General features: G+C 59.3%; 18 protein-coding genes, 4 tRNA genes and 1 pseudogene. 14 read left to right on the top strand and 9 right to left on the bottom strand.

All coding sequences use genetic code 11. The features are described 5' to 3' along the window. Window positions 1-86: 86 nt before the first annotated feature. Window positions 87-785, top strand: a complete 699-nt coding sequence (gene pyrF, locus RHP74_RS22790; protein ID WP_167362277.1) for an orotidine-5'-phosphate decarboxylase — start codon at window positions 87-89, stop codon at window positions 783-785. Window positions 786-863: 78 nt separating this feature from the next. On the opposite strand, the gene RHP74_RS22785 is transcribed toward pyrF, so the two are convergent. Further along, the gene (locus RHP74_RS22785) at window positions 864-1868 is read right to left on the bottom strand and encodes an NADP-dependent oxidoreductase (protein ID WP_010457045.1); all 1005 of its coding nucleotides are present in this window, start codon (window positions 1866-1868) and stop codon (window positions 864-866) included. A gap of 236 nt (window positions 1869-2104) precedes the next feature. On the opposite strand from RHP74_RS22785, the gene RHP74_RS22780 reads away from it, so the two are divergent. The 4 genes and pseudogenes from RHP74_RS22780 to RHP74_RS31455 all read left to right on the top strand — a co-directional run bounded on the left by RHP74_RS22780 (window position 2105) and on the right by RHP74_RS31455 (window position 6517). Then, a complete protein-coding gene (locus tag RHP74_RS22780) occupies window positions 2105-2866 on the top strand; it encodes an SDR family oxidoreductase (RefSeq protein ID WP_077749218.1) in 762 nt (253 codons plus the stop codon). 186 nt (window positions 2867-3052) lie between these two features. Continuing rightward, on the top strand, window positions 3053-4444 hold the full coding sequence (locus RHP74_RS22775) for a PLP-dependent aminotransferase family protein (RefSeq protein WP_221107073.1): 1392 nt from the start codon (window positions 3053-3055) through the stop codon (window positions 4442-4444). Window positions 4445-4552: 108 nt separating this feature from the next. After that, window positions 4553-5608: pseudogene (locus tag RHP74_RS31460) on the top strand (HAMP domain-containing protein); the annotation flags it as partial. A gap of 27 nt (window positions 5609-5635) precedes the next feature. Continuing rightward, the gene (locus tag RHP74_RS31455) at window positions 5636-6517 is read left to right on the top strand and encodes a methyl-accepting chemotaxis protein (RefSeq protein WP_370655173.1); all 882 of its coding nucleotides are present in this window, start codon (window positions 5636-5638) and stop codon (window positions 6515-6517) included. Between the two features lie 1160 nt (window positions 6518-7677). Here RHP74_RS31455 and RHP74_RS22765 read toward each other — a convergent pair. Further along, window positions 7678-8448, bottom strand: coding sequence for a hypothetical protein (locus RHP74_RS22765; RefSeq protein ID WP_010457037.1), 771 nt, complete (start codon window positions 8446-8448; stop codon window positions 7678-7680). Window positions 8449-8826: 378 nt separating this feature from the next. On the opposite strand from RHP74_RS22765, the gene RHP74_RS22760 reads away from it, so the two are divergent. The 4 genes from RHP74_RS22760 (at window position 8827) to RHP74_RS22745 (ending at window position 9241) form a co-directional block, all read left to right on the top strand. Beyond that, window positions 8827-8902: transfer RNA gene (locus RHP74_RS22760), tRNA-Glu, on the top strand. A gap of 3 nt (window positions 8903-8905) precedes the next feature. Further along, a tRNA-Gly gene (locus RHP74_RS22755) sits at window positions 8906-8981 on the top strand. 105 nt (window positions 8982-9086) lie between these two features. Further along, window positions 9087-9162: transfer RNA gene (locus RHP74_RS22750), tRNA-Glu, on the top strand. Window positions 9163-9165: 3 nt separating this feature from the next. Beyond that, a tRNA-Gly gene (locus tag RHP74_RS22745) sits at window positions 9166-9241 on the top strand. Window positions 9242-9387: 146 nt separating this feature from the next. On the opposite strand, the gene RHP74_RS22740 is transcribed toward RHP74_RS22745, so the two are convergent. From RHP74_RS22740 to RHP74_RS22725, 4 genes are all read right to left on the bottom strand, one after another. Next, window positions 9388-11127: a dipeptidase gene (locus tag RHP74_RS22740; RefSeq protein ID WP_311096340.1), complete on the bottom strand. Its 1740-nt coding sequence runs from the start codon at window positions 11125-11127 to the stop codon at window positions 9388-9390. Window positions 11128-11325: 198 nt separating this feature from the next. Then, window positions 11326-11964, bottom strand: a complete 639-nt coding sequence (locus RHP74_RS22735; protein WP_077748608.1) for a LysE family translocator — start codon at window positions 11962-11964, stop codon at window positions 11326-11328. Window position 11965: 1 nt separating this feature from the next. Next, window positions 11966-12736 (bottom strand): 2OG-Fe(II) oxygenase, encoded by a 771-nt coding sequence (locus tag RHP74_RS22730; RefSeq protein WP_010457032.1) that lies wholly within the window; start codon window positions 12734-12736, stop codon window positions 11966-11968. Window positions 12737-12828: 92 nt separating this feature from the next. After that, the gene (locus RHP74_RS22725; protein ID WP_010457029.1) at window positions 12829-13455 is read right to left on the bottom strand and encodes a hypothetical protein; all 627 of its coding nucleotides are present in this window, start codon (window positions 13453-13455) and stop codon (window positions 12829-12831) included. 90 nt (window positions 13456-13545) lie between these two features. On the opposite strand from RHP74_RS22725, the gene RHP74_RS22720 reads away from it, so the two are divergent. Further along, window positions 13546-14535: a LysR family transcriptional regulator gene (locus tag RHP74_RS22720; protein ID WP_010457027.1), complete on the top strand. Its 990-nt coding sequence runs from the start codon at window positions 13546-13548 to the stop codon at window positions 14533-14535. 245 nt (window positions 14536-14780) lie between these two features. Here the strand turns inward: RHP74_RS22720 and RHP74_RS22715 are convergent, their stop codons facing one another. The 3 genes from RHP74_RS22715 to phhA form a co-directional block, all read right to left on the bottom strand. Beyond that, window positions 14781-15974, bottom strand: coding sequence for an amino acid aminotransferase (locus tag RHP74_RS22715; protein WP_010457025.1), 1194 nt, complete (start codon window positions 15972-15974; stop codon window positions 14781-14783). Next, complete coding sequence (locus RHP74_RS22710) at window positions 15974-16330, bottom strand: 4a-hydroxytetrahydrobiopterin dehydratase (protein ID WP_010457024.1); 357 nt, start codon at window positions 16328-16330, stop codon at window positions 15974-15976. Before RHP74_RS22710 ends, RHP74_RS22715 begins: the two co-directional genes overlap by 1 nt. Window positions 16331-16434: 104 nt before the next feature. Continuing rightward, window positions 16435-17223 (bottom strand): phenylalanine 4-monooxygenase, encoded by a 789-nt coding sequence (phhA, locus tag RHP74_RS22705; protein WP_010457022.1) that lies wholly within the window; start codon window positions 17221-17223, stop codon window positions 16435-16437. 383 nt (window positions 17224-17606) lie between these two features. On the opposite strand from phhA, the gene RHP74_RS22700 reads away from it, so the two are divergent. The 4 genes from RHP74_RS22700 (at window position 17607) to flgH (ending at window position 21752) form a co-directional block, all read left to right on the top strand. After that, a complete protein-coding gene (locus RHP74_RS22700) occupies window positions 17607-19169 on the top strand; it encodes a sigma-54-dependent transcriptional regulator (protein WP_311096339.1) in 1563 nt (520 codons plus the stop codon). A gap of 264 nt (window positions 19170-19433) precedes the next feature. Further along, a complete protein-coding gene (locus RHP74_RS22695; RefSeq protein ID WP_010457018.1) occupies window positions 19434-20174 on the top strand; it encodes a flagellar basal body rod protein FlgF in 741 nt (246 codons plus the stop codon). Between the two features lie 45 nt (window positions 20175-20219). Beyond that, window positions 20220-21005 carry a flagellar basal-body rod protein FlgG gene (gene flgG, locus RHP74_RS22690; protein ID WP_010457017.1) on the top strand — a complete coding sequence of 262 codons (786 nt, stop codon included), beginning with the start codon at window positions 20220-20222 and terminating at the stop codon, window positions 21003-21005. 51 nt (window positions 21006-21056) lie between these two features. Then, a complete protein-coding gene (gene flgH / locus RHP74_RS22685) occupies window positions 21057-21752 on the top strand; it encodes a flagellar basal body L-ring protein FlgH (RefSeq protein ID WP_010457015.1) in 696 nt (231 codons plus the stop codon). The last annotated feature ends 8 nt before the right edge of the window (window positions 21753-21760 follow it).

The following is a 21760-nucleotide window of genomic DNA, read 5'->3' as shown; positions in this document are numbered from 1 at the left end:
GGGACGATTTACCGATCATCGGGTCCCGCAGTGGCGCTGGTTCCGCTACAATGCGCGCCGATTTCGTCCTGCCTGAGAGCCCGCACATGTCCGTCTGCCAGACTCCTATCATCGTCGCCCTGGATTTCCCCACCCGTGACGCCGCACTGAAGCTGGCCGACCAGTTGGACCCTAAACTGTGCCGGGTCAAAGTCGGTAAGGAGCTGTTCACCAGCTGCGCCTCGGAAATCGTCGGCACCTTGCGTGACAAGGGCTTTGAAGTGTTCCTGGACCTCAAGTTCCACGACATCCCGAACACCACCGCGATGGCGGTTAAAGCCGCGGCGGAAATGGGCGTGTGGATGGTCAACGTTCATTGCTCCGGCGGTCTGCGCATGATGGCCGCCTGCCGTGAAGTGCTGGATCAGCGTACCGGCCCCAAACCGCTGTTGATCGGCGTGACCGTGCTGACCAGCATGGAACGTGAGGATCTGGCGGGTATCGGCCTGGACATCGAGCCGCAGGAACAGGTGCTGCGTCTGGCGGCACTGGCAGAAAAAGCCGGAATGGACGGTCTGGTGTGCTCGGCCCTGGAAGCCCGTGCCCTGAAATCGGCGCACCCGACGCTGCAACTGGTGACCCCGGGGATTCGCCCGGCGGGCAGCGCCCAGGACGATCAGCGCCGTATCCTGACCCCGCGTCAGGCGCTGGATGCCGGTTCCGATTACCTGGTCATTGGCCGTCCGATCAGCCAGGCGGCGGATCCAGCGAAGGCGTTGGCCGAAGTTGTAGCCGAAATCGCCTGATCAAACACCGAAGATCAAAAATGTGGGAGTGAGCAGGCTCACTCCCACATTGGTTTTGGGGTGAATTCAACTGTTGGGTTAAACCTTCAACACCAACTTCCCGAAATTCTCGCCGCTGAACAATTTCATCAGCGTCTCCGGGAAGGTCTCCAGTCCTTCAACAATGTCTTCCTTGCTCTTGAGCTGCCCCTTGGCCATCCAGCCGGCCATTTCCTGCCCGGCGGCGGCGAACTGAGCAGCGTAGTCCATCACCACGAAGCCTTCCATTCGCGCGCGGTTGACCAGCAACGACAGGTAGTTGGCCGGGCCCTTGACCGCTTCCTTGTTGTTGTACTGGCTGATGGCGCCACAAATCACCACGCGCGCTTTCATGGCCAGGCGACCCAGCACCGCGTCGAGAATATCGCCGCCGACGTTATCGAAATACACGTCGACACCTTTTGGACATTCACGCTTAAGGCCGGCATGCACGTCTTCGTTCTTGTAGTCGATGACGCCGTCAAACCCCAGTTCGTCGATCAGGAATTTGCACTTGTCCGCGCCGCCCGCGATGCCGATCACGCGGCAGCCTTTGATCTTGGCGATCTGCCCGGCAATGCTGCCCACCGCACCGGCCGCGCCGGATAGCACCACGGTGTCACCTTCCTTCGGTGCGCCGACATCAAGCAGCGCGAAGTAGGCGGTCATCCCGGTCATGCCCAGCGCGGACAGGTAACGGGGCAGCGGTGCCAGTTTCGGATCGACTTTGTAGAAACCTCGTGGCTCGCCGAGGAAATAATCCTGTACGCCCAAGGCTCCGTTGACGTAGTCCCCGACCGCAAAACCAGGATTGTTCGAGGCAACGACTTTGCCTACACCCAATGCGCGCATGACTTCGCCGATACCGACCGGCGGAATGTAGGACTTGCCCTCGTTCATCCAGCCACGCATGGCCGGGTCCAGGGACAGGTATTCGTTTTTGACCAGGATCTGACCCGCAGCCGGTTCACCGACTGGCACTTCTTGATAGGTAAAGGTCTCGCGGGTAGCCGCGCCCACCGGACGTTTGGCGAGCAGGAACTGGCGATTGGTCTGGGTAGTCATGACAGGCACTCAAGATGAATGAAGCCTTGTTGATAGACCTTCATGATCGATGCCGCAAGTTTGGCTGATGCGGCGAATGGACGTCGATCCAGTGCAGTGATAGTCGGTGCCGCAGTTCTATCACTGCCACTCATGGTCACTCAACCGGGCTTCTGATAGTGCTGCCGTGTCCCATGCCCCTGTGGCTAGACTGGAAACACACGATCCCCCGCATTCTTCTCTTTGAGGGCATAACAATGAGCATGACGTTTTCCGGCCAGGTCGCCGTGGTGACCGGCGCTGCCAACGGTATTGGCCGCGCGACCGCCCAGGCATTCGCCGCTGAAGGGTTGAAAGTGGTGGTGGCCGACATGGACACGGCCGGGGGCGAAGGCACTGTGGCGCTGATTCGTACAGCGGGCGGCGAAGCGACCTTCGTGCGCTGCAACGTCACGCTGGAAAGCGATGTAAAAAATCTGATGGACGAAGTGGTGAATACTTACGGCCGTCTGGACTACGCCTTCAACAATGCCGGCATCGAGATCGAAAAAGGCAAACTGGCTGAAGGCACCCTTGATGAGTTCGACGCGATCATGGGCGTCAACGTCAAAGGCGTCTGGCTGTGCATGAAGTACCAGTTGCCGTTGCTGCTGGCCCAGGGTGGCGGCGCGATCGTCAACACCGCTTCGGTGGCGGGCCTTGGTGCGGCGCCGAAGATGAGCATTTACGCGGCGTCGAAACACGCGGTGATCGGCCTGACCAAGTCGGCGGCGATCGAATACGCCAAGAAAAAGATTCGCGTAAACGCGGTATGCCCGGCGGTGATCGACACCGACATGTTCCGTCGCGCCTATGAAGCGGACCCGAAGAAGGGCGAGTTCGCCAACGCCATGCACCCGGTCGGCCGCATCGGCAAGGTCGAGGAAATCGCCAGTGCCGTGCTGTATCTGTGCAGCGACGGCGCGGCGTTCACCACCGGTCACTCGCTGGCAGTGGACGGTGGTGTCACGGCGTTCTGACCCATCAAGACCTGCCTCGTAGGAAAAGGCCCGCACACGTGCGGGCTTTTTCATGGTGTCGCGAAGGGCGGCGGACAATGTGTTTCAAATGGTTAGAACCGAGGCTTTTGGCGGCGTTGTCGCACATCCGATCCTGCGCACCTGTGATTAACTGCTCCCCGCAAATGGACAGGAGTTTGCTTGCTCATGGAATTGAGAATCGATCGACAGGCATTGGTGCCGGTCGTACAGCAAATCGTCGATGGGTTGGCCGTCTGGCTCCGTCAGAGCGAGGTGCAGCCAGGGACGCGTTTACCTTCTGCGCGGCACATCGCGCGGGTCAATCTGCTCAGTCAGTCCAGCGTCGTCGAAGCCTGTGAGCGGCTGGTGACTCAAGGTGTGCTGGCGCCGCGTCATGGCGCCGGTTTCATTGTCGCCACGCCAACGCTGGTCGCCCAGGGGCAACAGGATTGCCTCTGGTTCGAAGGGGCGGAACTGAAACAGGGCGGCTGCTCGGGCGAACTTAAGCTGGGCTGTGGCGGGTTGCCGGAGAGCTGGCGCGAAACTGACGACCTGAGCTACGCGATTCGTCAGGTCAGCCGTACCGACATGGCCGGGTTGTTCAACTACAGCACTTCACGAGGCCTGCCTGCCTTGCGTCTGCAAATTCTCAAACGCCTTGGACGGCTCGGTATCGAAGTGGATGAAAACCGTATCCTGACCACCGCAGGTGCCAGTCAGGGGCTCGACCTGATCGTGCGCACCTTGCTCAAGCCGGGAGATTGCGTGGTGGTGGAAAGTCCGGGGTATCCACTGTTGTTTGACCTGCTCAGGCTGCACGGCGTGACGATGATCGAGGTGCCTCGTACCCCGCGCGGGCCCGACACGGAGCAACTGCAATTACTATTGTTAAAGCACCGGCCCCGCGCGCTATTCATCAACAGTTTCTACCACAACCCGACGGGCAGTTGCCTGACGCCTGCGATGGCGCAGCAGGTTTTGCAATTGACCAAGTCCCATGGCGTTCTGGTGATTGAAGATGACGTCTATGCGGATTTGCACTACGGCCCCGGCACGCGCCTCGCTGCATTGGGGGGGGATGACAACGTGATCTACGTTGGCAGTTACTCGAAAACCCTCAGCAGTTCATTGCGGGTCGGCTTTGTCGTGGCCAGCGAAGGGGTCATATCGCGATTGGCCGAGGTCAAGATGATCAGCAGCATGGGCGCCTCAAGGTTCTGCGAATCGGTGCTGACTTGCCTGTTGGCCAGCGGCGCGTACCGCAAACTGGTACAGCGTCAGCGCCAGCGTTTGAATACGGACAGAGAGGCGGCCTTGCAAGTGCTCGAAGACGCCGAGTGGGAAGTTTTCGGCAAGCCGGCTGGTGGCCTGTTTATCTGGGCGCGATCGCGGATGTCCGACTACGCTCAGGTGCGCAAACAGGCCCGGCGCTGCGGTGTGCTGCTGTCTTCTGCCACGGCCTTCAGTCCTGACGGCCAGGCGAAAGATTGGCAGCGCATCAACGTCGCTTATGCCTGCGATCCTCGTGCCCGGGCATTTTTTCAGGCGACCGCTGCGAATCGACCTAAAGCGTTCTGAAAACGACGTGGACGTAGCTTTTTGCCATTATTCCGACGCCAGAGACTTGTGCTGGCCCATGCCCATTGCGAATCTGCGTCAACAGACTATGTCAGGGGACTAAGTGCAATGATTTCGGCCGTGCAAGGACGTTTTGCCAACCTCGGTATGGCAAAAAAAATGGGTGTCGGGTTTGTCTTGGTGCTGCTGTTGACGGCCCTGGTGGCAGCCATCGGCGTTTGGTCCCTGCAAACCATCAGTCAGCGCTTCGACGGGCTCAAGCAGATGTCGTCGCTCAACAGCGGTTTGCTCAAGGTGCGACTGCTTGAGCAGGAATACGCCTTGCACGGCAACCCGAAAACCGCGGATGCCCTGCGCCAGGGGGTTGATGGCCTGATCGCCTTGGCGACGCAGCTCAAGGCTGCTTCAGCGGCCAACGTGCCAGTGATGAATGACGTCGAGCAGTCCCTGGCGGCTTATCGCAAGGCCTTCGACGAATTCGTCTCGCTGAGTCAGGCCAAGGACCTGGCCCTGGAAATGGCCAGTTGGTCGGTGTCCAGCGTGGCCAATAATCTGGATGTCCTGCAAGCCGGGCTTGCCGACGATGGCGCCTATACCTTGAAGGAGTCCGAAGGCAAGGACGGTGGGCAGTTCATCGAGCAAGCCAATCAGGTCAGCCAGGTGTCGCGGTTGATGCTGCAGGCCATGAACGAAGCACGTGTGCGTCTGGATCAGAGCCGCAAGGGCGATGACAGCGCAGCTCAGGGCAAGATCGAGCAGGCCGATCAGGCGCAGGTTCAGGCCGAGCAGTTGAAAACCACAGTCAAGGATGAGGGCTATCAGACTGTCCTCAATGAAGTGGCGGGTCACATCACCAGTTTCAGCGAGAAACTGACCGAATACACCGGTCTGTTAGCCCAGGAAAAAACCGTCTATGAGCAACTGCACCAGCGTGCTGCGCAGGTGGTGGAGCGGGTCGATCAGGCGTATGTCGCCGAAGACCAGTCGATGCAGGCCGAATTGAAAAAGAACTCGATGCTGATCATCGGCTCCTCGGCCCTGGCGTTGCTGGTCGGGTTGATCGCGGCGTGGGTCATTACCCGATTGATCGTGGCGCCGCTGCGCAGTGTGATTCGTGTTGCGCAGCAGATCGCCGCGGGTGATTTGAGTGCGACGGTTGAAGTGACGCGCCGTGACGAAATCGGCCAGTTGATGCAGGCCATGCAACAGATGGGGGCGGGGCTGAGCACCATCGTCAGCGGTTTGCAGGCCGGTATCGAGCAGTTGGCGAGTTCGGCGCAATCCTTGTCGGCGGTGACCGAGCAGACCAACCTGGAGGTCAGCAGCCAGAAGGAAGAAACCGAGCAGGTCGCCACGGCAATGAATCAGATGACGGCGACGGTGCACGATGTGGCGCGTAACGCGGAGGAAGCCGCTCAGGCTGCGCAAACGGCGGACGGCAAGGTGGAAAGTGGCCAGCAGGTGGTGCGTCAAAGCATGGCGCGGATCGAGCAGCTGGCGGATTCGGCGACGTCGGCCAGTTCGAGCATCGAAAGCCTGAGTGCAGAAATCCAGAACATCGGCACGGTGCTCAGTGTGATCAAGAGTGTCGCCGAGCAAACCAACCTGTTGGCGCTCAATGCGGCGATCGAGGCAGCACGGGCCGGCGAGCAGGGCAGGGGGTTTGCGGTTGTGGCGGATGAGGTTCGGGCGTTGGCCAAGCGCACTCAGCAATCGACCGAGGAGATTGAGCGTCTGGTGAGCGCCTTGCGTTCGGCGGCGCAGTCGTCGGTGCAGCAGATTCAGAACAGTGGTGAGCTGGTGAAGCTGGCGGTGAGTGACGCGTTGCAGACTGAGAGTGCGCTGGGAAGTATTGCGGCGGCGGTGTCGTTGATTCAGCAGATGAACCAGCAGATTGCGGCGGCCGCCGAGGAGCAGAGTTCGGTGGCCGAGGAGATTAATCGCAGTGTGACGAGTATTCGTGCGAGTGCGGATCAGTCTTCGTTGGCGATGCGGGGGAATGCGGCGTCGAGCATTGAATTGGCGCAGTTGGGGGTTGAGTTGAAGGGGATGGTCGGACACTTCCGGCTCTGATTTGTCTCCCTGCGTATGTGCACAGATCTAATGTGGGAGTGAGCCTGCTCGCGATGGCGGCCTGATAGCCGACCATGCTGCTGTTGACCGGGTGTATATCCATTCCTGCGGTAACGGCGGCCGGCGGTTTCTCCCTTACGGCGAGTCCCTTTTGTCAAACGCCCGGAGTGCCGGCCCAGCCAAAAGGAACCAAAAAGTCTCGCCCCAAGCGTCCGGCCCCTCGCCAAGGCTCGGCGTTCCTTCGCTCCGGTATCCATCCGGGGACACTGCCCTCCGGTCTGCTTCGCGACGACCTGCATGCAGCGTGTTCGACTGCGTCGAACGGCGCTGCGCGCCACTCCCCGGATGAACACCTCCACTCAGCCTCCCGAAAGGGGCGGGTGGATCAAGATCAAAAGCAGGCGAGCTAACGCTCGGCCTAATGAGTGGTGAAGAGCGAAGCGTTTACACCGAACCCCTTGTAGGAGCGAGGCTTGCCCGCGAAGGCGGCCTGACAGCCGACCAATGACTTGCAGGTGAACACCTGACCCTGTGGGAGCTGGCCTGCCAGCGATGACGACCAAGCTGCTGGCGAGCTAACGCTCGGCCTGATGAGTGGTGAAGAGCGAAGCGTGTACAGCGAACCCCTTGTAGGAGCGAGGCTTGCCCGCGAAGGCGGCCTGACAGCCGACCACTGACTTGCAGGTGAACACCTAACCCTGTAGGAGCTGGCCTGCCAGCGATGACGGCCAAGCTGCAGGCGAGCTAACGCTCGGCCTGATGAGTGGTGAAGAGCGAAGCGTGTACAGCGAACCCCTTGTAGGAGCGAGGCTTGCCCGCGAAGGCGGCCTGACAGCCGACCAATGACTTGCAGGTGAACACCTGACCCTGTGGGAGCTGGCCTGCCAGCGATGACGACCAAGCTGCTGGCGAGCTAACGCTCGGCCTGATGAGTGGTGAAGAGCGAAGCGTGTACAGCGAACCCCTTGTAGGAGCGAGGCTTGCCCGCGAAGGCGGCCTGACAGCCGACCAATGACTTGCAGGTGAACACCTGACCCTGTGGGAGCTGGCCTGCCAGCGATGAGGGCCTCGCCGCCAACCCATCTTGACCGGCAGTACTCACCCGCCAAACCCCGTCCAAAAAAAAAGCCACCTCGCGGTGGCTTCCTTGATTCTTCCGATCAGTCGTAGATCACTTTTTTCTTCCAGTCCGCATCCGCTTCAACTTCTTTGAGGCCGGCGTTCAACTGGTTGGTCTCGCTTTCAACGGCCGCGATGTTGTCCATCACCATGGCGTTGGCTCGCGCCAGGAGTTTTTCCAGGTATTCGAGCTGTTCGGCGTAGATCTGTGGTTCCTGCTGTTTACGCAGGTATTGCACACCGCGCTCGAAGGCGAGGCGGGCCTGGCCTGGCTGGTTTTGTTGCAGGCATTGCTGGCCCAGGTTATTGAAGAACTCAATGTGCAGCAGGACCAGAATGTGGCGCACTTCGCGGATCCAGCGCTTGGCTTCGTTGGTCGGCAGGAAGCCATCCTGTGCGGCGCGGGTGATTTGGCCGTGCAGGGCTTCGAGCAGGAAACGCACGTCCTTGGCCTTGGCCTCGGTCTGGATCGGTGCCGGCGGGTTGTTGACCGGGATCGATTCGCCTTGCGCGACCAGGGCTTCGAGTTCGGTAATCCGGGCCCTGAGGTTGGAACTGGTTTTTTCCAGGTTGAGCAAACGCTTGCAGACATTGAGTTCCAGGCGGGTCAGCAGCAGCTTGAGGCCAGGTGTCATCAGCTGACCGGGGAAGGTCTCGGTGATTTCGCCGCAGCGACGCAGGCGGTCGTTGAGTTCAACCTTGGTACGGGCCTTTTCCAGCTTGTTGTTTTCCACCACATGGTTCATGTAGCCAATGGCGATCAATAGTGCGATCCCGGCTACGACTAGCAGGGTGATCATGAGTGGTGTCACCGGTAAGACCTCTTTATAGGGTTCGCGATCGAGTGTAGTGGCTTGGCATTTGGGCGCATAGGACCGCTCGACGAGTTGAATCGGTTGTGGCTATCTTTATATCGGCCGGGGTTCGACTTATATAAATACTGGCAATCGTGGTTCAGATTGCCATCATCTTCAGCGACGGACTATAACGTCTTGGTGGTTATCAGAATATAGTCGCCAAAGGTCAGCAGGCGCAAAAGCCGGAAACCCGGCTGAAAGCGGGGCGAAGTCATTGATTTAAATAAATTTATATCTGGGGGTTGACGACCCCTCAATCCATCCATAGAATGCGCGCCACTTACAGCGTAAAGCACACAGCGAAACGCGGTAGGGAGTGAATGTTGTACGTGTGTCCCCTTCGTCTAGTGGCCTAGGACACCGCCCTTTCACGGCGGTAACAGGGGTTCGAGTCCCCTAGGGGACGCCATATGCGGGAATAGCTCAGTTGGTAGAGCACGACCTTGCCAAGGTCGGGGTCGCGAGTTCGAGTCTCGTTTCCCGCTCCAATTTTAAGCAGCGTTGCTTTCGGGCAGGGCTGAGTGAAGCCAGAGCCGACATCTTCGGATGCGGATTTGGGCACTGAAATACACACCATGTGTTTCAGTTAGCGTGTCCCCTTCGTCTAGTGGCCTAGGACACCGCCCTTTCACGGCGGTAACAGGGGTTCGAGTCCCCTAGGGGACGCCATTTGCGGGAATAGCTCAGTTGGTAGAGCACGACCTTGCCAAGGTCGGGGTCGCGAGTTCGAGTCTCGTTTCCCGCTCCATATTCAACAAAAACGCCGCTCAGCAATGAGCGGCGTTTTTGTTTGTGTGTCATTTATAAAAAGGACCGACGGTCCTTTTTTGTCAGTGCCGGCATCAAGATGATCAACGCGTCGGACCCGCCACAACAGCGGGTCCGAAAAGGCGATCAGAGTTTCGACAACTGCCCGATCCGCCCCATCATTTCCGTCACGATCTGCAGGTCCAGCAGGAACTGGTCGACCGTCTTGAACTCGTTGTCGGTGTGGCCGGTGTACTTGACCTCGGGCCTGGCCAGGCCGAATTGCACGCCATTGGGCAGTTCATGGACCGAAGTGGCGCCCGCAGAGGTGCCGTACTTGTGTTCCATGCCCAGGTTTTCGCTGGCCACGGCGAGCAAGGCCTTGACCCATTCACCTTCAGGGTTGCGGTACATCGGCTCGGCGATCGAGTAGTCGAAGGCCACCGCGACGTGGGTCTTTTTGCTCCAGGCATCAAGCTTATCGGCGATTTCAGACTTGAGCGTTTCCGGCGACTTGCCCTTCGGCACTCGCAGGTTGACCGCGAGCTTGAAGGCTTTATCGTCCATCCCGACATAGGTCAGCGAAGCGGTCAACGGTCCCATGAAGGCGTCGGAAAAACCGACCCCCAATTTGCCTCCCAGGTAATCCAGGCCCCAGTTGTCGGCAGCGTAGCGGGCGGCGTCGGTGATGTGGTTGTGCTTGAGCGCAACCTTGCCGTCGAGGCTATTGATGAAGCCCAGCATTCTCGACACCGGGTTGATGCCGGATTCGGGCTCGGAGGAATGGGCGGAAACGCCGGTGACCGTCAATTTGACATCCTTGCCATCAACTTTGGCGGTGACGTCGAAGTTGCCGCCATTGCTTTTGGCATATTCGGCGCCGGCCTTCTGCAGGCTGGCGGCCAACTCGACAGGCTTCTCACTCAAAAGGGTGACGACCGATGTCGACGGGATCTGGTTGGTGGCCATGCCACCGGTCATCGAGATGATCTCGGCGCCCTTGCCCTCAGCCTTGCGTTTGGCAAAGTTCGCCATCACGGTGCCGTAGCCTTTCTCCGCAATCACTACCGGGTAGCCGCCATCCAGCGCCAGGTTGTAGTTGGGTGTCGGGTTGTGTTCGAAGTAATAAGGGATGGCGTCGCCGGTGGTTTCTTCGGTGGTATCGACCAGCAGCTTGAAATTGCGCGCCAGCGGCAGCTTCTCTTCCTTGATGACCTTCATCGCATAAAGCGCTACCACGATACCGTTCTTGTCATCTTCGGTGCCCCGGCCATACATGCGGTCGCCGATCAGGGTGACCTTGAATGGATCAAGTTTGGTGCCGTCTTTCAGAACCCAGTTCTCCGGCGTTACGGGCACCACATCGGCATGCGCATGAATGCCCACGACTTCGTCGCCGCTGCCCTCAAGGGATATTTCATAGACGCGGTTGTCAATGTTGCGGAAGTTCAGGTTGAACGCCTGGGCGAGGCCCTTGATCTTGTCGGCGATCTTGATGAATTCGGGATTGTCGTGTTGTTCAACGCCCTCGACGCGGAAGGTCGGGATAGCCACCAGCTCGCGCAGGGTCTCGGTGGCGGCGGCACCGTATTTCACCCGTGCGTAGAGACCAAGCAGGCGATGGATTTCGTTCTGCTGGTCTGGAGTGAGGGTCTTGTTGTCGAGGAAGGCGCTGATGGCGGGGCCGAGATTGTCGGTTTTGCCGAGGTCGCTCTTGGCCAGGCCTCCCAGGAATTGCCTGAAATCCGTTACGGAGGTGTCACTGAACGTCTTGAGGATCGCCGCACTCTGTTGCGGGGTGATGTTGGCCTGCGCTGTCAGGGTGAACGACGAAAGGCTGGCCAGTATCAGGGTTGACGCAGCCAGGTGCTTGAGTGAGAAATTCATTGCTGTTGGCATTCCTTTGCAGGCAGTGGAGTGAGAAGTTTCTGATCGATGAGACAGAAACGGTTCCAAGCTAACACTGTAACGGAGTGTTACGGGAGTCCCTGATGTGGGATCTGTCGCACAGAAATGCAAAAGCGGAGCAGATACGAAAAAGGCCCGTCAGTCAGACTGAGCGGGCCTTTTGCGTTTGAGGCGCTATTACATCGAGAGAATCAAACGCCCGGCGAACAGGATCAGAATCACCCCCATGGTGCGTTCGAACCAATGCCCCATGCGCATGAACAGCAATCGCACCCGGGCGCTGGAAAAGAACAGCGCGACGATCACGAACCACAGCGCGTTCACAAAACACATCCAGGCCCCATACAGCGCCTGGATCTTCAAGGGTGTCGTAGCGCTGATGAGCGTGGTGAAAATTGCCAGGAAAAACAGCGTTGCCTTGGGGTTGGTCGCGTTGGTCAAAAAGCCGGTGGTGAACGCCTTCAACAGTGTTTGTTCGACGACGGGCTCGTTGGCGACTTTGTCCCCCTCAAGCGCGGATTTGGGTTTACTGCGTAGCAGGCTGACACCGAGGTACAAAATGTAAACGCCGCCCACCACCTTGGCCACCGTCAGTAACCAGGGCGTCGTGTGCATCAACGCGCCGACCCCGAGCAGGGTGTAGAGCACGTGCACGGAAATCCCCGCACCGATGCCCAGGGCCGTGCAGATCCCGACCAACCGGCCGAAACGCACACTTTGACGGATGGTGACAGCGAAGTCCGGTCCAGGTGCGACCACAGCCAGAAAGTGAATAGTCGCCAGCGCAAGGAACTCGCCCAGGTAATTCGAAAGCATTTCAACTCCAGAAAGTAAGGGGTGAAGCATTGCCGCGATAGCCGACAAAGAACGAAAGGCTCAATCGCGGATCCGCCACGCCGGGTGTTACCGAGTGCATGCAGCGCGAATTGAACATGATGAAATCACCCGGCTCAGGACGAATCTCCAGGGCCGGCGTGCCGAGCAAGGCCGGGTCGATGCCGTAGCTGTCGCCACGCATCTCGTCGAATTGATCCGGAGAAATATCGTGGTCCCACATCTGCAAGGCGCCACCCTCGGAGGGCATGTTCAGGTAGACGTTGCAGGCGAACTGCGCTTCCAGGCTTCTGGCCTGGTAACTGTCGGGGGCATCCTTGGCGAAAATGTCGTGATGGGCCAGGAAGCACACCCCTGGTTTCACCACGCGGGACAGGCCGACATACATCTTGCGGCCGTAGAGATTTTCCAGGTGCGCACCCGCCGGCCAGGACTCATCGAGCATGCAGCGCAAGGTGTCGACCGGGGACGAGTAGGGCGCGCAACGTTTGCGTAATTCCGCGATGTTGCGCGAGGCATGCTCGAAATAATCTTCGATCAGCAGCGGCTGGTTTTCCGCCTCATAAAACGCCATGCCGATGCGACCGATGCTCGGCGCATTGATATAGCCTTCGAAACCCGGGGCGAGGATCTTGTCGCCAATCTGAATCGCCAGCGGCTGGGGCAACAGGCCTTTGACGCGGATGGCGAGGACTTCTTCATTGGCCAGTTTTTTTATGCACGTCTCATCGAGACGCTCGACGTCAAGCATCATGTCTTAGGTCCATCTATTAGATAGTCAACAGAACCCGCGAATGCGGGCTCCCCCGGGCGTCGGGCGATGCCGGGGACGACATCGCCGAAAGCTCAATCCACGCTGTAGTGGACTGACAGCATTCCCTTTTTCAGTGAAAGGGAAGCGATCGTGACCGTGCCCAAATCCTTCAGGCTACGTACATGGGTGCCGCCGCAGCCGTAGGCGGGCAGCTCACCGAAACCAATTTCCCGGGCGCCTTCGCGCATCGATGTCAGGCGCGGCAGGTCATGGGCGACCCATTGCTCGATGCCGTGCTGAATCATCTCGGCATCCATCTCTTTTGCCGACTCCAACGGTTTGAATTGCACGCGTCCTTCGCCCGGCCAGTGATGAGCCTTGACCGGCATCCAGCCCAGTGCCTGGACAAAATGGCCGATCAGGTGGCCGGCCGAATGCATGCGCGAATTGAACCGGCGGCGTTGCTCGTCAATCCTGATCTGGGTCATGCCGGGTTTTATTGGCCGGTCGACAAAATGAATGATTCGGTCCGGGTCCTGGACCACGCGCAGCACTTGGCTTTCGCCGATCCAGCCGGTATCGAAAGGCTGGCCGCCACCCTGGGGGTGAAACAACGTGGCGCGCAGCACCACCGCAAACTCGTTTTCCTGGGGCGTGCAATCCAGGACTTCCACATTGGCCTTGAGGTCATCACTATGGAAAAAGAGGCGAAGCGTCATATTCCATGTCCTCATTAAAGTTTCTCTTTTTATTATATGAATCGTGGAATTGCGTGATAATCCGTTCAAACATCAAAGGACTGTTGCGCTGTGAGCATAAATCTTCCACTGCCGTTACTGGGTGAAATGGCGATTTTCGTCAAGGTTGTCGAGACCGGCAGCTTTTCCGAAGCGGCTCGTCAGATGGGTTCTTCACCCTCGGCGGTGAGTCGCAGTATTTCGCGTCTGGAAAAAGCGTTGGCCACGCGTCTGCTGCAGCGAACCACGCGCAAGCTGCGCTTGAGCGACGGTGGCGAAGAGGTGTTCAAGCGTTGCCAGGAAATGGTCAGTGCGGCCAAGTCCGTGATGGAAATCAGCGGGCAGTTCACCCATGAGGCGGAAGGGCTGGTTCGGGTCAGCGTGCCCAAGGCGGTCGGTCGATTTGTGATTCACCCGCATATGCCGGAATTTCTGCGCCGTTATCCCAAAGTGGATGTGGAGTTGTTGCTTGAGGATAGGCAGGTGGATCTGATCGACGACAACGTTGATCTGGCGATTCGGATTACCGATCGACCGCCCGCAGGGTTGGTCGGGCGGCAATTGCTCACCATCGACCATTTGCTCTGCGCTACACCGCAATACCTCGCCGAACATGGCACGCCGACGCACCCCCACGACTTGCTCAACCACAGCTGTATCTACCTGGGTGAAACCCCGAGCGATGCGCGCTGGAAATTCAAGAAAGGCAGCAAGGCTGTGACGGTCGGTGTGCGCGGTCGGTATGCGGCGAATCACACAGGCGTGCGGCTGGGGGCGGTGTTGCAGCACATCGGGATTGGCAGTCTGCCGTATTTCACGGCGCGTTATGCGCTGGAGCAAGGGTTGATTGTGCAGGTGCTGCCGGACTGGACCTTCCTCGCGTCCTACCATGGCGGCGCCTGGTTGCTGCATTCGCCGACGCGCTATTTGCCGCCGAAATTGCGGGTGCTTATTGATTATCTGGTGGAGTGTCTGGAGAAGGAGCCGACCCTGAGCAAGCCGGGGAGGGCTGGGAAGGTTGCGGCGGAGTATGAGTTGCCCGAGAGTGATGGGTTGCTCTGACTGGCCCCTTCGCGAGCAGGCTTGCTCCCACTCTGGTGAGGTTGCAACCCTCTCGCCGCTGACGCGGCCGGGCGCAACTTCAGCGATTGGTTCGTTGGAAGGGTCAGCAAAACAAATGTGAGAACGAGCCTGCTCGCGAAGAGGGAGTGTCAGCCGACATCTATGTCGCCTGACACACCGCTTTCGCGAGCAAGTCGGATCGCCGCACCGCCGCTCCCACAGGTGGGAATGTGCAGGGCTTGAGGTTACTTGCAGACTTCGGCGATGGCCTCGGCCAGCAGATCAAGGCGGGTTGCATCGATCCCGGCCACGTTCGCACGGCCGGTGCCGACCATGTACACGCTGTGATGATCACGAAGCTGTTTCACTTGCTCCGGCGACAAGCCGGTGTAGGAAAACATCCCGCGTTGCACACCGATATGCGCAAAACGCTCACGCAAACCATGGGGTTCAAGCGCTTCCATCAGGCCGCTGCGCAATTGGGCGATGCGCAAACGCATGGCTTCCACTTCGTCGGCCCAGAGGCTTTTCAACTCGGGATCGCCAAGAATCGTCGCGACCACGGCAGCGCCATGATCCGGCGGCGTCGACCACAGATTGCGGGCGATGTTTGCCAGTTGGCTGCGGATATCCACCAGCTTCTCAGCGGTTTTCGCACAGACAATCAGCGCACCCGTGCGATCGCGGTACAGCCCGAAGTTTTTCGAGCAGGAACTGGTGATCAGCACTTCCGGCAACTCGGCCGCGAACAGACGGGTCGACCAGGCATCCTGTTCCAGGCCGTCGCCGAAGCCTTGGTAGGCGAAGTCAATCAACGGCAGCAGATCGCGGCTGCGCACCACGTCCAGCACGCGGCGCCAATCGTCATGGGACAGATCGAAACCGGTCGGGTTGTGGCAGCAGGCGTGCAGCAACACCACATCGCCCTTCGGCGCGTCTTTGAGCACTGCCAGCATGGCTTCAACGTCGAGGCGGTTGTCGCTGCCGACGTAGGGGTAATGACTGACCTTGACCCCGGCCGCCGCGAAGATGGTTTCGTGGATCGGCCAGGTCGGGTTGCTCAGCCACACGCCACGGCCCGGCAGGCACTGGGCGATGAAGTCGGCGCTCAGGCGCAGCGCGCCGGTGCCGCCCGGTGTCTGGGTGGCGCCGGCCCGTTGTTCGGCGATCAGCGGGGAGTCGGCGCCAAGTACCAGCTCGCTGATCGCCTTGCCGAACGCCGGTTCGCCGTGACCACCGATGTAGGTTTTGGTGGTCTGGCGATCCACCAGGCGCTGCTCGGCCAGCTTCACGGACTGGGGAATCGGCGTCAGGCCCTGGGCATCTTTATAGACGCCCACGCCAAGGTCGAATTTGCGCGGGTTCGGGTCCTGCGCATAGGCTTCCATCAAGCCGAGAATCGGATCGCCGGGTACTCGACCGATGGCGTCGAAATGCATTATTTGCGGCCCTCGGCGTTCTTGGCCACTTCATCAGTGCGAGCGGCCATGATGAAGTCGTTGCGGTGCAGACCCTTGATGGAGTGGCTCCACCAGGTCACGGTGACTTTGCCCCACTCGGTGAGCAGGCCAGGGTGGTGGCCTTCGGCCTCGGAGATTTCACCGACTGCGTTGGTGAATGCAAGGGCGTGCTTGAAATTCTTGAACAGGAACACTTTTTCCAGTTGCATCACGCTGTCGCGCACTTCGATGTTCCAGTCCGGGATCTGCTTGATCAGGATCGGCAATTCTTCGTCGCTGACCTGAGGGGCATCGGCGCGGCAGGCTTCGCAATGGGCTTGATTCAATGTGGACATGATGGGTTCCTGAAATCGAATGATTGGAAATCGGCCGTCAGTTTCACCACGCTATAGCAAAGCGTCGTGTCCTGACAGGCTCACTTGATTCTAAAAGCTGCGGATCACGCGGCTTTTTTGGGTGGAAATTTAGGCGCGTGCAAACCGAGCTGCATGCCTTGCTTGACCATGGCCATGATGTCTTCATGAGCCACATCAAACAGACGCTTGAGGTTCGGCAGGACAAAGTACAGCGGCTGCAGGATGTCGATGCGGTAAGGCGTGCGCATGCATTCCAGCGGATCGAAGGCCTGATGCTCAGGTTCGTCCGACAGGCAGTAAACGGTTTCTTTCGGCGAGGAGAGAATGCCGCCGCCGTAAATGCGCAGGCCTTCTGGTGTATCGACCAGGCCGAACTCGATGGTCATCCAGTAGAGACGCGCGAGGTACACGCGTTCTTCCTTGGTGGCCTGTAGGCCAAGCTTGCCGTAGGTGTGGGTGAATTCCGCGAACCAAGGGTTGGTCAGCAGCGGACAGTGGCCAAAGATCTCGTGGAAAATATCCGGCTCTTGCAGGTAATCCAGCTCTTCGCGGGTCCGAATAAAGGTCGCCACCGGAAACTGCTTGTTGGCCAGCAATTCGAAAAAGGTCTGGAAGGGGATCAGCGCCGGCACTCGGGCTACTTGCCAACCGGTGGTTTCACCGAGGACTTTGTTGATTTCACCGAGTTGCGGAATGCGGTCGTGGGGCAGACCGAGTTTTTCGATACCGTCCAGGTATTCCTGGCACGCACGCCCCTCGATCACTTTCAGTTGGCGAGTAATCAGCGTGTTCCACACCGCATGTTCTTCAGCGGGGTAGTCGATAAAACCTTGCGCATCGGGCTCGCGAGCCACGTACTGCGTCTGCTTCATGCTGCTCTCCTGCTAGGGGATTTCATTCTTGTTATGTGCTGCTATGGACTTAGAAATACTCCAAGGCGTGCCGCGTTGCAGTAGGTGAATCGTGCCCTGCGTAGGAAATCTCTCCAGTTTTCGTAAAGATTTCGTTACGAATGGATCGCAGTGGCGCAGGTATTGAGTTTTTCGGGTTTGAAAAGCGTTGCGCCTGTCACATAATCTTGACGGCTATCTGAGCGTGCCAGCAAAAAAATACCCTGTGGGAGCGAGCCTGCTCGCGAAAGCGTTCTGCCTGACACATCAATGCCGAATGCACCGACGTATTCGCGAGCAGGCTCGCTCCCACAGGGTTGTACCTCGGGCATCCAACCTATTGACCGTTTTTCTTGGGCCTTTATATGCGTATCAAAGTCCACTGCCAGAACCGCATCGGCATCCTGCGCGACATTCTCAACTTGCTGGTCGAGTACGGAATCAACGTCGCTCGCGGCGAGGTCGGCGGTGAGCATGGCAATGCGATCTACCTGCACTGCCCGAACCTGATCAATATTCAGTTCCAGGCGTTGCGTCCGAAATTCGAGTCGATTGCCGGGGTATTTGGCGTCAAGCGTGTAGGGCTGATGCCCAGCGAGCGTCGGCACATGGAGCTCAATGCCTTGCTCGGCGCCCTGGAGTTTCCGGTGTTGTCGATCGACATGGGCGGCTCCATCGTGGCGGCTAACCGGGCGGCGGCGCAGTTGCTCGGGGTGCGGGTGGATGAGGTGCCGGGGATTCCGCTGTCGCGTTACGCCGAGGATTTTGATTTGCCGGAACTGGTGCGTGCCAACAAGTCGCGGATCAACGGGCTGCGGGTCAAGGTCAAGGGCGATGTGTTCCTCGCCGACATCGCGCCGCTGCAATCCGAGCATGACGACAGCGAAGCCATGGCCGGTGCAGTCCTGACGTTGCACCGCGCTGATCGGGTGGGGGAGCGCATCTATAACGTGCGCAAGCAGGAACTGCGCGGGTTCGACAGCATCTTCCAAAGCTCGAAAGTCATGGCCGCGGTGGTCCGCGAAGCGCGGCGCATGGCGCCACTGGATGCACCGCTATTGATAGAAGGCGAAACCGGCACCGGTAAAGAATTGCTGGCCCGCGCCTGCCACCTCGCCAGCCCACGCGGCCAGTCACCCTTGATGGCACTCAACTGCGCCGGCCTGCCGGAATCGATGGCGGAGACCGAGCTGTTCGGCTACGGCCCCGGCGCCTTCGAAGGCGCGCGTGCCGAAGGCAAGCTTGGGCTGCTGGAGCTGACGGCGGGCGGTACGTTGTTTCTCGATGGCGTCGGGGAAATGAGCCCGCGCTTGCAGGTGAAATTGCTGCGCTTCTTGCAGGACGGTTGCTTCCGTCGTGTGGGCAGTGATGAAGAGGTCTATCTGGATGTGCGGGTGATCTGCGCGACGCAGGTGGACTTGTCCGAGTTATGCGCGCGGGGCGAGTTTCGCCAGGATTTGTATCACCGCTTGAACGTGCTCTCACTGCACATTCCGCCGCTGCGTGAATGCCTCGATGGTTTGACGCCGTTGGTGGAGCACTTCCTCGACCAGGCCAGTCGTCAGATCGGTTGCCCGCTGCCGAAGCTGGCGCCAGCGGCGATGGAGCGGCTCAGTCATTACCATTGGCCGGGCAATGTCCGGCAATTGGAAAACGTGTTGTTCCAGGCGGTTTCGTTGTGCGAAGGCGGGACCGTGAAGGCCGAGCACATTCGCTTGCCGGATTACGGCGTGCGTCAGCCGCTTGGCGATTTCTCCCTCGAAGGCGGGCTGGATGCGATCGTCGGGCGCTTTGAGAAAGCGGTGCTGGAGCGGTTGTATTCCGAGCATCCGAGCAGTCGGCAGCTGGGCAAGCGGTTGGGGGTTTCGCATACGACCATTGCCAACAAGTTGCGTGAATATGATGTCGGCAAAGACCCCGACGCTTAAGCTGAAGCAATGACAACTTTGTGGCGAGGGAGCTTGCTCCCTCGCCACAGGGGATCCTGTTGGCTGCAAAGGCCAGCACTTGCCACCAACCGGCATAACACCGCCGGTTTTTCGTCTCCGATACAATTCCTCAATCCCCGCAAAACCCCTCAAGTCCTTTGTTTGCCGGGCCTCGCACCGCCAGAAAAAAGTTGGTCTGTAAATTGCTTATCGCTCAACAGTACAGCGGTGGGCGGCAAACGTCCGGCATGCAGAGGAAAGAGTGTGGACAAGTACCTTTATGTGGCAATGACCGGCGCCAGCCAGAATGCACTGGCGCAGAAGGCTCATGCCAACAACCTGGCAAACATCTCTACCAACGGTTTTCAGAAGGACCTGGAACAGGCCCGTTCGATGCCGGTGTTTGGTGACAGCTTTCCGGCGCGTGCGTTTGCCATGACCGAGCGTCCGGCCACCGACTTCTCACCAGGTTCGCTGGTGGAAACCGGTCGCGACCTCGATGTCGCGGTGCAAGGCAATGGCTGGATCGCCGTGCAGACACCCGATGGCGCTGAAAGCTACGTGCGCACCGGCAGCCTGAACGTGGACGCCTTGGGCGTGCTGCGTGCCGGCAACGGTATGCCGGTGATGGGCAATGGCGGACCGATCGCCGTGCCGCCCGAGCAGCAGATCGAAGTGGGCGAAGACGGCACCATCAGCATCCGTGCGATGGGCGAAGGCCCGCGTGTGATGGCTGAAGTCGACCGTATCAAATTGGTCAACCCTGACCTGAAGAACATGACCAAAGGCCTGGATGGTTCGATCCACACCAAGGACGGCAAGCCGGCGCAAGCCGATGCAGGCGTCAAACTGGTGTCCGGGTTCCTTGAGTCGAGCAACGTCAACGCCGTGGAAGAAATGACCTCGGTACTGGCTTTGTCGAAGCAGTTCGAGCTGCACATCAAGATGATGAACACCGCCAAAGACGATGACCAGGCCATGGCTCGGGTCTTGCAGATCAGCTAATTATCAGAACGTCGCGCCGTAAAACAGGCGCACGAGGAGAATCGAATGCTTCCGGCTCTATGGGTTGCCAAAACAGGTCTGTCCGCCCAGGACACCAACCTGACGACCATTTCCAACAACCTGGCCAACGTGTCGACCACGGGTTTCAAACGTGACCGTGCCGAGTTCCAGGACTTGCTCTATCAGATCAAACGCCAGCCAGGCGCCCAGTCGACCCAGGACAGCGAACTGCCGTCGGGTCTGCAAGTGGGTACCGGTGTGCGCATCGTCGGCACCCAGAAAAACTTCACCGCCGGCAGCCTGCAAACCACTGAGCAGCCGCTGGACCTGGCCGTCGATGGTCGCGGTTTCTTCCAGATTCTGCAGCCGGACGGCACCACGTCCTACACCCGTGACGGCACGTTCCACCTCGATTCCAATGGCCAGATCGTCAATGCCAGCGGCTTCGCCCTGGAACCGGCCATCGTCATTCCGAACGACGCGCAGACCTTCACGGTCGGTCGCGACGGCACCGTGTCGGTCACCGTTCCGGGTAACCCGGCCAGCCAGGTGATCGGCAACCTGCAAACCGCCGATTTCATCAACCCGGCCGGCCTGCAAGCCGTGGGTAACAACCTGTTCCTGGAAACCGCTGCCAGCGGCGCGCCGCAAGTCGGCACCCCGGGCCTGAACGGTTTCGGTACCACGCTGCAGAACACCCTGGAAACGTCCAACGTCAGCACCGTTGAAGAGATGGTCAACATGATCACCACTCAGCGCGCTTACGAGATGAACTCCAAGGTGATCTCCACCGCCGACCAGATGCTCTCGTTCGTAACGCAGAATCTGTAATCAGTCTATGAGGCGGCCATGAGGTCGTCTGCAACACCGTGAGGTAGGGTCATGAATCGCTTTGTATCTGTTCTGGCACTGAGTGGGGTCGTCGTGCTCGCGGGCTGCGTCGCTCCGCCACCCAAGCCCAATGACCCTTACTACGCCCCGGTGTTGCCGCGCACGCCGTTGCCGGCTGCCGCCAATAACGGCTCGATCTATCAGGCCGGCTTTGAACAGAACCTGTACAGCGACCGCAAGGCGTTCCGGGTCGGTGACATCATCACCATCACCCTGAACGAGCGCACCCAGGCCAGCAAGAACGCCAACTCGCAAATCGGCAAGAACAGCAAGACCGACATCGGCCTGAGCTCGTTCTTTGGCGGTGGCCTGAGCACCAGCGACCCTGTGGGCAGCGGTAGCCTGAGCCTGGACGTTGGCTACGAAGGTGATCGCGCGACCAAGGGCGACAGCAAGTCCGGGCAGAGCAACAGCCTGACCGGCTCGATCACGGTGACCGTCGCTGACGTGCTGCCCAACGGCATCATCGCCGTGCGCGGAGAGAAGTGGCTGACGCTCAACACCGGCGATGAGCTGGTGCGGATTGCCGGCATGGTGCGCGCCGATGACATCTCCACCGACAACACCGTGTCGTCGACCCGCGTCGCCGATGCACGCATCACCTACTCGGGCACCGGTGCGTTTGCCGATGCGAGTCAGCCAGGCTGGTTCGACCGTTTCTTCCTCAGCCCGCTGTTCCCTTTCTAGGTGGCCAC

It is taken from the genome of Pseudomonas sp. SG20052 (assembly GCF_031766055.1).
Taxonomy (GTDB): Bacteria; Pseudomonadota; Gammaproteobacteria; order Pseudomonadales; family Pseudomonadaceae; genus Aquipseudomonas; species Aquipseudomonas mandelii.
Note: the sequence above shows the minus strand (reverse complement) of the source record. Positions and strands in the feature narration are given on the sequence as shown.